Source organism: Bradyrhizobium sp. 31Argb (assembly GCF_043638955.1).
GTDB lineage: Bacteria > Pseudomonadota > Alphaproteobacteria > Rhizobiales > Xanthobacteraceae > Bradyrhizobium.
In genome coordinates, this window is the sequence record NZ_JBEGDB010000285.1 from 1 (window position 1) to 10,303 (window position 10,303).

The following is a 10,303-nucleotide window of genomic DNA, read 5'->3' on the forward strand; positions in this document are numbered from 1 at the left end:
GTCACTTTGGCGTAGAGCTCACCAGGCCGCCGCCCAGCGCGCGCACTTCAAAACAAAAAGACAACTGTAATGCTAGTCAACTCGAATTACGGTGACGGTGCATTAAATCGGTGCCGGGATCCGGGCCGGTCGTGGAGCGTAATGAGGAGCGCGCCTCGGATAACGAGGAGCGATTTTACCGAGACCGAGCTCTATGAGCTACTTATCGCCGTTGAATAGGCTCAAGCGTGAGCGAGCTACGTTTTTCACCGATTCCACTGCGAACGGCAGGATCTTATAAGGGACGACTTCGTAGGGCTGTTGGGCCAAACCCTCCTCCAAGCCGCGTCTCCAGGCAACCCGCAATTCAGTATTGATGTGGATGATATTGATCCCAGCGGCGATTGCCTTCCGCAAGTCTTCGTCGTCGGTTCCCGATCCGCCATGCAGGGTAAGTGGCACTTGGGCCGCGCTCTTGATCTGGGCGATTCTCTGGATATCCAACCGCTTCCGTGTTTGTCCCTGCACCATGCTCTTTAGCATCCCGTGCATGTTGCCCACGGCCGGAGCGAGGATGTCGACCCCTGTAGACTCGACAAACTGTCTCGCTTCTGCAGGAGATGTTAAGCCCCTCGACAAGTCGGGAGCCTCTTCATGTATTTCAGAACCGGTTCCAATGTCGCCGATCTCTCCCTCGACAAGGACGTCAGAATTGATTGTTTTGAGGGCTTCGACCGCTTCTCTTGTTTGCCGTACGTTCTGCTCGAATGGCAGCGCGGAAAGATCAAAGACGATCGCGTCAAATCCGGCCCTGACCGCTTCTATGGCCTTTGCCAGGGAATGCGTATGATCTGCGTTAAGAAATATTGGGCAGTCGCATTCCTCACGCAACCTCCGCACCAGAGCCGCAATTTCCGAGGCTCCGAAAAACTCCCGTTCGCCCTCGGATGCACCGACCACCACTGGGACCTTAAGTTCCTGTCCGGCTGCCGACACCGCCTTCAATAGAACCCAATCGCCGACGTTGAAATGGCCGATCGCGACACCGTCTTTCTGACTCTGCTGCAAAGCATCCCGCAAGCCATGCATCAAGAGCCTCCTCATAAATGTTGTTGCGTCGCGCTCTGCACCATATTCGCATAACTGGGTCTCCTGTTGCCTCTCGCAAGACACGAAACACGGGCATTTGAATGCAGGGGCGCTCAATCCATTGCGGCCGGTGAGAAGCTGTTGCAATCTGGCAGTGACAACGATAGCCGACACCGCGATGCGGGAAGAAGATATCGGCCGTCGGCTTCGTGGGGTGGGCAAAGACACACTTGCGCCGTGCCTACCATCGGGAGTTCTCCGCCGCACCCGTTCGGCAGTTTCGACCGCGCAATCGCCGGCGAGGGAGAAGCTCGCCGGCGATGCATCGCCATCAGCAGAGTGCCACCTATTGCCGCATCAGGCGAACCACGTCCTGCCTCAGCAGGTAGAGCGAGACGGCGAGCAGAACGACGTCCTTCATCAGGAAAGGCACGTTGCCCGTCATCGCAGGGAAGCCTCCCGCAGTGATATCCCAGCCCTCAGGCATGAACGGAATGATGGTGACGGTTGCGATGAAGGTGCCGGTCGAGCCCAGCGCGCCGAGAACGCCGAACTTCTTGTCCCAGAAGCCCGCCAGCAGCAAGGTCCCGAACGTCCACTCTGAGACGCCCAGGAAGTAGCTGGCGCCGGCGTGGCCGAATACGGGATAGAGCCACCAGATCAGCGGGCCATTGCTGATGAACGGAACCAGTCGTTCGAATTCGTACGGAAACCACTTCTGGTAACCGAAGAAGAAAAACATGATCACCATCGAGGCCCGGACGACGTGATAGTCGAGGTCTTCCGCGAGCAGGCCGGACCTGTGCAGCGCGCGAACAAGCGGATTTTGAGTGGTGTTGGTAATCGTGGTCATGGTCGTGATCCTTTCATCCAAGATCTGACTGAGCGCAGTTGCGTCACGCCACTGCCGGGAAGTCGATCTCGGTGTCGTTGATGCGGTTGAAGACGTTGGTGAAGACGGTGGTCGCGAAGGCCAGGCTGATCTCGACCAACTGCGCGTCGCTGTAACCGGCGGCCTTGATCGCGGCGAAATCCTCGTCACTGACGGTGCCGCTGGACTGCGCGAGCTTGCGGACGAAGCCGACCAGTGCGTCGCGCTTGGCGTCGCCAGTGGGCTGGCCCTCGCGGATCTGCTTCAGCACCTCCGGCTTCACGCCGGCGAGCTTGGCGAGATAGCTGTGGGCAGCGACGCAGTAATCGCAGCCGCCGGCGGCGCTGATGATGAGCTTGATGACCTCCTGATCGCGCTTGGTCAGTGTGCCGGTGGCGAGCACTGCATCGGCGGCCAGGACCGACTTTAGTGCAGCGGGGCCGTGCGCGGCGATGGCGGCGAAGGTGTTCGGGACGCTCCCGATCGCCTTCTTGATCTGGGCATAGACTTGGCCCGACGGGCCGATGTCGGATTCGAGATTGGGGACTGAGAGACGGGACATGGTGGCACTCCTTGATTGGGGGTGTGAACGATCGTGGAGTGACGGTATGACTGCGCCGTGATACTTTGAATGTCATAAAATCTCGAATATATGCCCTATCGTCTCATGGCGATAACTTCGGGAGGGACGCGATGGATTGGCTTAGCCAGCTCTTCGAGATGATGCCGGTGCGCGGGCGGCTCGACCTGCGCTGCAACTATGGCGCTCCATGGCGCATCGACCAGGGGCCCGGCGAGGCCAACGAAATCCCGTACCACGCCGTGCTCGCCGGCTCCGCGCTGCTGGAGGACCCGGCGGGAGGAAGGCCGCTGCAGCTGAAGCCCGGCGACATTCTGCTACTCCCCGGCAATCCTCGTCACATCATGCACGACGACAGCGGGGCCGCGCCGCTGCCGGCCCGCAACCGTGCGGCCCTCAACTTCACGATCAGCGAAAATCTCGGATCGGACGAACGGCTCGATCTGTTGTGCGGTCACTTCGCCGTCGCGCCGCCGCACGACCGCCTGCTGCGCAGCTATCTGCCGCCGCGCCTGGTCGTGCATGCCGGCACTCACGCCGGAAAGGAAACAGCCGCGCAGCTCGCAGGCCTCGTCGCGCTGATGCGGAGCGAGTCGGCGGACGATCACCTGGGCGGCCGCGCCATGCTGAACGCGCTGTCGACGGCGATGTTCGCGCTTGTGCTGCGGCTCGCGAGCGAGACCCAAGACGCCCCGCGGGGTCTTCTTGCCCTGGCCGGTCATCCCCGCCTCGCACCGGCGGTGGCTGCTCTGTTCAACGAGCCCGCGCGGGCATGGTCGCTGCCTGACCTTGCGCGCCTCAGCAACCTGTCGCGCGCGACGCTCGCGCGGCAATTCCAGGAGAAGCTGGGAAGATCGGCCAGTGATCTCCTCACCGACATCCGCATGACGCTCGCAGCCAACGAACTCAAGAAGTCTTCGCTTTCGACCGGCGCTGTGGCAGAGGCAGTAGGCTATCAATCGGAAGCGGCCTTCCAGCGCGCCTTCAAGAGCCACATGGGCGTCACTCCGGCGCAGTGGCGCAAGATGCAGGCGCCATCTGGCCGGGACCTCTTCGCAAGGCCCGTAACACCCATCGAAGGGAAGCCTGCGGAAGCAGCCGAAGCGACTACGATTGACGAGTCTAGCCAACGAGAGGCGGCGATGCGTCCTCGCTGACCTAGAAGATGAAGGCGCGATGCCGGTCAGGCCGCCGCTGCCGCCTCGGCAGTCGGGTAATCCGTGTAGCCGCGCGCACCGCCACCGTAGAAGGTCGACCGATCGTGGTGGTTGAGCGCAAGGCCGCGCCGCAGCCACCCGGGCAGATCCGGATTGGAGATGCAGTGACGGCCGAATGCAACGAGGTCGGCGTCCCGGGCGCGACGAGGCTCGACCTTGCCTTGCATCACGGTTCTCGTTTGAGTGTTTACGTGGAGGACGGCGGCCGCCATTCGTTTCGTTGAACTCACACCCAGAAAGCTAAAGAAGGCAGCCGTGCCGGGTAGCGGGTCCGTTGGACTAGTGATTATTCCCGCCGGGAATGACCGTTGTGGAACGGTCAACATCCGCGGCAGATGATCAGCTTCCGGTCCAGTTCCTGGTCGAACTGCTGTTGCTGACGCTCCCATGCCGCGACGGCCTCGTGCCGGGGGACATCGGCTTGGTGCGGTTGCCGATGGCCGACCGGAGCAAGCCAAGGCCGCTGCGCGGTCAGCACGGCCGGCGCTTGGTCTGCAGTCTGGCTAATTGGCAGATCGGGGAAAACGCGGACGACATCGTACTGATAGGCCGCATGCGCCGGCGAAAGCATTCCGACAAAGACGAGGCCTGCCCTTGCCGTGCTGATTGCGCGCTTCAGAATCGAGATGCGGGACATGGCGACACTCCTTTGGAGGAGGCTCGGGGTGAGCAACTCCGTTGCGTGTCACCGTACTCATTGTCCCAAAAGGCTGAATGCCGCCCGGGATCGAAGACATGCTCGTTCGTCTCGTGATGAGCGGGCGCAGCGGGCTTGAGTGCAGCGGCGGCCAGTCGCGCGTGATATAGTGCTGGCCTCGGAAGGCAGGCATTCACAAGCTAACGTGGACCAATGCCACTACCGTCAACATGAGCGATCTCGCACCCAAACGCATCGCGTCGAGCCGAGATAATGCTCGGCTGGGACTGATGCCGACGCTCTTGCTAAGTATGCGATTGCTTGTGTTGATTTCAGTCAGTTCAATTCTAGCTTTGAATTGGATCACCGGCCGAGTCGATCACCCTGATCAGCCGCGAGATTTTTGAGATGCTCCCGGACGGCTTTCACTGCATCAGCCGGGGAACGCATCTCGTCAAAGGCAAGCACGAGGGCCTCGAGGTGTATCAACTCGTCGACACGGCGAAAGATGTCGCGCGCAGTACGGTATGACCCAGTCCGTGCTCAGTTGTGGACTATGTGTGGACCGTTTAGTGCTTTTTGTCCGGTTCGGGTCATTTTCGACCGATGCCGCGGGCTCTGCCTACCACTTGATGTCCGCTCTGCTCCAAAACGGTTGTCGGGCCGAGCATTGTGTTTGACCTGACGGTTGTGATGCAAGCTCATAAGCCGTGGGGTCCGAATGATGCGCTACGAGCTCGCGACTATGAATGGGCCGCAATCAAGCTTGACGTGTAAACCTGTCGGCACCGCCTTCTAGGCGATTCCAATTACGGTGACGATGTACTTAATCGGTGCCGGGTCATGAATGTATTCAAGCATCAGTTGGCGGTCGTCGATCCAGTCCGCGCGATGGTCCGCACCTGGTCGACGGGATCGCCGCGCACCATAAACCGCCGACCGCGCCGCAGCCGAAGCCCAACACCGAGAGCTGCATTCCCGTGCGTCCAAAGACCCGCAATTGCATCGCTGTGCCTCCGGCTGATTGAAGATTATGCGATATCGAACGTCGGCTACTCAACCGCAACATTTGCCGCGTGGTGATTGGCCCTCACTTTTCGATTTCCGGCCCTCTGACTGCGGCCAGCACGTATTAGCCATCAAGCGGTGAGCGGCTTTTCGGACCAGGGCGGATTGGGCCGCCTTCTCACGCTGGGGCAACGCAGCGAAGCGACGTCCGCTTTGCCCTAGAGCGACGCGGTTACCTTTTGACAGCAAAACAACGTGATGGGCCAGAAGCTGACATTGGCCGCACAGTATCGCCGGAAACAGCGTGGTGCCGTAAGGAATTTTCGCTGGCTAGAATCAGCTTCCTATCCACAGTGAGCGCTCGGTTTGTTGCCGGCGTTTCGAAGGTCTGATGCCGTGCAAGGCGACTATCAGCTATCAGCGGCTGCTTGCCGGCGCCCTCACCGAGCGCCGGCAAGGCGCCCGTCAATTTACCAACTCGAAATCACCGGGCTTCCAGGACTTGTTGAACCACGGCTCGAGCGGTCCGTAGAGCCGCAAGAGCGAATTCCATCCCTTGCCGGGTACCGTTTCGACCCAGTTGCTCTCCTGGCCGGCCGGCGCCTTCGGGCCGAACCAGATCGTCACCGAGCCGTCCGCATTCTTTTTGATGCTTGGCTGGTTGCTGTCGATACCGGCGAGCTTCTGGTTGGTTTCCAGCATCGAGCGGGTCTGATTGTCGTAAACGGTGAAAGACCAGAATTGATTGACCGGAACCGGCGCCGGTAAGGTGATCTTGTAGGTCTTGCCGCCTTCGAGATAGCTCCCCTGGGAATCGCGGGCGGAATACGCGTAAGCAGAGCCGCTTCCGGGGCTTGCTGCCGCCATCGCCGGCGTAATCCCGGTCGCGTAATAATGAAACAATGACCGCGCATCCAGATTGTAGGCGCCGTTGTCCATGAACTGATAGCTGCCGCCCGGAAAAGCCGTCCCCCATTCACGGTCGGGATAGATCTTCACGCGCGGATCCCGCGGCGCAAATACGGTGGCGCGCGCTGCGGCATTGGCGACGGCGACGGCGTCCGTGAGAATCGCCTTCATGCGCGCATCCGGAGCGAATGGCTCGCCCTTCTTGATGCCGACTGCGGCAAAGAGACCCATCGTTTCCGGTCCGGCAAATCCCGCCGGCTCATTCTGGACCACGGCGTTGAGTTCTTCGTAAAAATGGAAGGTGTTGGCATGAACCGTATTGAACTTCATGCCGGATGTGTTGACGAATTTCTGCGCGGGTGGCCTGGCCGCAGCCGATAGCGGGTAAACACGAGCGTTCGCCTTGACGCCTTTTACCGCGCCGGCAACGTCGCCCTTCTCGACAAAGGCGCGATAGAAGATGACAACACCGTTGGTCTTCGGCCGCGCAACGAAATAGCCGCTATCCGGCACAGCGTCCTTGTAGCCGGGTGGAACGAACAGATATTTGCCGCCCTTGCCCCTGTCGGGCCCGGTGAGGCCGACGTCGGTGATCCAGTGGAAGTAGGCGTCATCCGCCGGTCCAAGCACTTTGGGCGGAACCTGCACGACCATCGGACCTTTGTTCAGGTCGAGACAGAGAAACACATAGACGGTCGTCGAATTGGGCGTGAGGAATATGGAACGCGCGTCCATCAAATCTTCGGTGATCCCGATGGCGCCGTTGCGCTCGACTCCGATGCTGCTCAAGCCCTCGCATAGCCCGTAAACTGATGCGGCCGGCATACCCGACATGAAAGCTTCAACCCCCGACCAAAATCAAGCTGGTCGTAAACTTTCTCGACCGTCTCCTTGTCCGGCAAGCCGTCGAAGAATTTCAGCGTCCCGATGCGAGTCTGCACCGTGTCGGGCGTGAGAATGTATGAGGGCACGTTCGCAGAATATTTGTGTTTCGGCAGCTCTTGAGCGAAGGCCGGGACGACGGTCGATGCCAAGATGGCAACGAGCGCCATGTAAGATAACTTCATTCGAATCCCCCTATGACTAAACATTTCGGAGTTACACCGGCGATAGGTCCATGCGTCAGCATGTCATATTGGTAGCAATGTCTGCGCCTTTTTTCGAAGTCGACATGGAGTGCGATAGCCGAGCATCGCGTCCAGATTGCGCCGTTGCGGAACCTGGCGGCCAAAGCAGCCGGCCAGCCCCGTCTTTTTTCATTCTCAACAGGGCTCAGGCTGTCGGCACTCCATCACTTCTTCATCTTGGTGCCTGCTGTCCGGTAGTCCTTGAAGATCACGTCGATCGCTTCGATGATCTTTTTGCCCGGATTAGCCTTGCAATGGACGATGACTTCGTGCTGCAGGGATTTGGCGCGGGCGACCTGCATCACGTGCTTCTTGGCAAGGCCGTTGTACCAACCGCTGTACCAGGCAGCGAGATAATCGGCGTCTTCCTGAAACGTGTTCGCCAATTGGGCGCACGTCAGCTTTTGAACATCAAGATAGCCGTCGCGGTCCGCGTAGGTTTTGAGTTCGACCTGGGCTAAAGCCGGTCCCGCAGTGAGGGTAACCGCGCAGCATAGGATGAGTTTCTTCGCAATCATTTGGACAATTCCTTCTGTTGTTGTGACCTCACGGCGCGTGGTCGTGGCAATCAACTGACTGGTTGGAGCTTCATTCTCGCAACGCCCAGCGCGAGGTTGGCGCCGACCTGCCCTTCCACCGACAGCGGCTGTAACGAGACGGACTTGCGCGTGCCGCCGACGAGCAGGTTGGCACCGACACCGACGCCGACCGAAATGTCGCCGCTGGCGCCGACGAATTCGCCGGCCAATGCGCCAGACGGGACCGTGGGCGTGCTCGCCAGCACCGCCCATGCCATCACGCCTCCTGCAGTCACGCCGAGGTCAAGGCCCAGGCGTCCGATGGTGCCGACATAATTCTGGGTCCGGCCGGACTCGGATTTGAACTGGCAGGCCAGCCTCTGGCGTGACCCGACCACCAGGCCGACGCTCGCCGAAGTTCGACAAGTGAGTACACCTTGACGGATGGTGTTACCCTGCGCCGAGGCCGGTATCACCGCAATCAATGACACGACGCTCGAAGCAAACAGAAGACAAGGAGCGGCGCACACTTTCTGGAACATGATGATCCCCTAACGCTTCGAAAAATGGATTGATCGACATGACGGAGCGCGGCGACCCGAAAAAGCGGTCTCCGCCGTTTTAGCGCCTGCCAACCCGATTGACCGGACCGCCACGGTTCATCGGTGTTCCTGGTCGTACACCCACTCCCGAGGCACCGACGCCTGGAGTCACCACGGCTCGCGCCACCGGCCGCGGCCGCAACACGACGCCGGGTCTGACGACGCAACCAGCGGGATAGGCGATATACTGGCAGTAGACGACGGCGCTGGCCTGTTCACTGCTGGCGGTCATCAAGCCCGCTGTCAGCAGGACTGATAGTGCAATCGAACGCTTCATCGTTGCCTCCTCCCATTGTCATCCTCCTATTGTCAGCTATGAACTGGTCTCACCGGCAAACGGTGGCGATCCGTCCATAGGCGTCCACGACCTGCGTGCACGCGGGGGCGACCACCACGGGCGCAGCCACGACGGCCGCACCTGTCGCTACCGCACCGACTGCCACGGCCCTGCGTGTGGTCCGCCGGGCAACGCCCGCATAACTCATCGGCGTCAGCGGGTGGCCTACGCGCGCCTCGGCAGAAGAAACGAACGCGGCTTGGGGGGCTATCGGCAGTTGACCGTTCCACAATAGGACGGCGGCGCCAAGCATGGCACCAAGCGAGAGACGAGCGAAAGCGGTGAGACTACGGTTCATTTCCTTCCTCCTGCCATGGTGGTGCCTTCAGGCACTTCGTCGATGTCGCCGAGTTCGCCGATCGCGATCTTCTTGGCGGCCGGGTCCGGCTTGAACGCAAAAGTGTCGGCCGCGACGTCCGCCTTCCAGTCCTTGATCCGGAGGGTATATTGCGGCGCCTGGCCGGTCCCCTTGCTGGTGATGACATATTTGCGCGGGATCGGCCTAGCGCCGGATTCGATCCATATCTGCCAGTCGGTCTCCATGTTGCGGAAGGCAAGATGGTCGCACTCGACGCCGTCGATGACGCCCTTGCCAATCACGGCAGCCTCGACCACGTCGAGCATCATGACATTGAAGACGTTGGACAGCAGCAGGTCGGCCCCGGGAGCGACCACACCGTGCTTTTCCCGCAGACCGTCGATCAATTCCTCCGCGGTACCGGGCGCTTCGATCTGAGCGTAATCCTTGTTGTCCTTGTCGTTTATGGTCAGCATCTTGCCGTCGAACACGATCTCGACGTCCCGGTAGCCGCCGGTGCGTGTGGCGCGCAACTTGTCCGGGCGACTCAATTGCACCTGGCCGGAGCTGGTGAACTGGATTTTCTGCAGTTGCGAAGTGATGACTTCGATGTCGGAGTCATAGGTGACGGAGATCGCCTTCTGGCTCACTACATAGTCCGTCATCGCCTTGAGGAGCTTTTCGGCATCGCCCTGCGCGCCGGCCTGCGACACGAGGGTGACGCTCGCGGTCATTATCGTGCCAAGCAGGATTGGCCACCGGATCACTTCGTGCATCTTCTTCATGGCGCGGCTCTCCCGTTCAACGTCATCATGGGGGGTACCTTCCTTCTTCCGCCGTAGAGTGAGGCACCTCGATGACGCTTTCATCTCACACGGGGAGAACGGGGGACTATCCGGATTCTGCAAAACCGGATGCGGACTATCCGCTTTCTGCAAGATCTCGTGTAAGCTGGGCCGGCATCACAAAGGGCAGCATCAATGCCGGCTTCGCTTGAAGGACAATCGACAGGGCCTCAGCTCATCGAAGCGCGGTTCGACGACATCGATGCGATGGCGGCTAGGCCGTGTGGACAGTTACCTTATCCAGAGCAGAGTGGCGGCAATGGCGACGACGGCGAAGTAGTTTCGC

General features: G+C 60.3%; 12 protein-coding genes and 1 pseudogene. 1 reads left to right on the forward strand and 12 read right to left on the reverse strand.

What is annotated here, in order from left to right; translation table 11 throughout:
• Positions 1-198 precede the first annotated feature (198 nt).
• The 3 genes from AAFX91_RS34290 to AAFX91_RS34300 all read right to left on the reverse strand — a co-directional run bounded on the left by AAFX91_RS34290 (position 199) and on the right by AAFX91_RS34300 (position 2,501).
• Positions 199-1,068, reverse strand: a complete 870-nt coding sequence (locus tag AAFX91_RS34290; protein ID WP_394569518.1) for a class II fructose-bisphosphate aldolase — start codon at positions 1,066-1,068, stop codon at positions 199-201.
• A gap of 346 nt (positions 1,069-1,414) precedes the next feature.
• A complete protein-coding gene (locus AAFX91_RS34295; protein WP_130584139.1) occupies positions 1,415-1,921 on the reverse strand; it encodes a YkgB family protein in 507 nt (168 codons plus the stop codon).
• 43 nt (positions 1,922-1,964) lie between these two features.
• Positions 1,965-2,501 carry a carboxymuconolactone decarboxylase family protein gene (locus tag AAFX91_RS34300; RefSeq protein WP_130584138.1) on the reverse strand — a complete coding sequence of 179 codons (537 nt, stop codon included), beginning with the start codon at positions 2,499-2,501 and terminating at the stop codon, positions 1,965-1,967.
• A 131-nt stretch (positions 2,502-2,632) separates the two neighbouring features.
• On the opposite strand from AAFX91_RS34300, the gene AAFX91_RS34305 reads away from it, so the two are divergent.
• Positions 2,633-3,676 carry an AraC family transcriptional regulator gene (locus tag AAFX91_RS34305; protein ID WP_394569519.1) on the forward strand — a complete coding sequence of 348 codons (1,044 nt, stop codon included), beginning with the start codon at positions 2,633-2,635 and terminating at the stop codon, positions 3,674-3,676.
• 26 nt (positions 3,677-3,702) lie between these two features.
• Here the strand turns inward: AAFX91_RS34305 and AAFX91_RS34310 are convergent.
• The 9 genes and pseudogenes from AAFX91_RS34310 to AAFX91_RS34350 form a co-directional block, all read right to left on the reverse strand.
• A pseudogene (locus tag AAFX91_RS34310) lies at positions 3,703-3,873 on the reverse strand (alkene reductase); the annotation flags it as partial.
• 182 nt (positions 3,874-4,055) lie between these two features.
• Positions 4,056-4,373, reverse strand: coding sequence for a hypothetical protein (locus tag AAFX91_RS34315; RefSeq protein WP_130580006.1), 318 nt, complete (start codon positions 4,371-4,373; stop codon positions 4,056-4,058).
• A 1,473-nt stretch (positions 4,374-5,846) separates the two neighbouring features.
• The gene (locus AAFX91_RS34320; RefSeq protein ID WP_394569520.1) at positions 5,847-7,079 is read right to left on the reverse strand and encodes a DUF1254 domain-containing protein; all 1,233 of its coding nucleotides are present in this window, start codon (positions 7,077-7,079) and stop codon (positions 5,847-5,849) included.
• Positions 7,076-7,357, reverse strand: coding sequence for a hypothetical protein (locus tag AAFX91_RS34325; protein WP_394569521.1), 282 nt, complete (start codon positions 7,355-7,357; stop codon positions 7,076-7,078). The genes AAFX91_RS34320 and AAFX91_RS34325 overlap by 4 nt, the downstream gene beginning before the upstream one ends.
• 224 nt (positions 7,358-7,581) lie before the next feature.
• Complete coding sequence (locus tag AAFX91_RS34330) at positions 7,582-7,935, reverse strand: HdeA/HdeB family chaperone (protein WP_394569522.1); 354 nt, start codon at positions 7,933-7,935, stop codon at positions 7,582-7,584.
• Between the two features lie 50 nt (positions 7,936-7,985).
• On the reverse strand, positions 7,986-8,477 hold the full coding sequence (locus tag AAFX91_RS34335; RefSeq protein ID WP_394569523.1) for a DUF992 domain-containing protein: 492 nt from the start codon (positions 8,475-8,477) through the stop codon (positions 7,986-7,988).
• Positions 8,478-8,556: 79 nt separating this feature from the next.
• Positions 8,557-8,814, reverse strand: a complete 258-nt coding sequence (locus AAFX91_RS34340) for a hypothetical protein (RefSeq protein ID WP_130580003.1) — start codon at positions 8,812-8,814, stop codon at positions 8,557-8,559.
• A 49-nt stretch (positions 8,815-8,863) separates the two neighbouring features.
• A complete protein-coding gene (locus tag AAFX91_RS34345) occupies positions 8,864-9,127 on the reverse strand; it encodes a hypothetical protein (protein WP_394569524.1) in 264 nt (87 codons plus the stop codon).
• 41 nt (positions 9,128-9,168) lie between these two features.
• Positions 9,169-9,957, reverse strand: a complete 789-nt coding sequence (locus AAFX91_RS34350; protein ID WP_130580002.1) for a DUF2092 domain-containing protein — start codon at positions 9,955-9,957, stop codon at positions 9,169-9,171.
• Positions 9,958-10,303 lie beyond the last annotated feature (346 nt).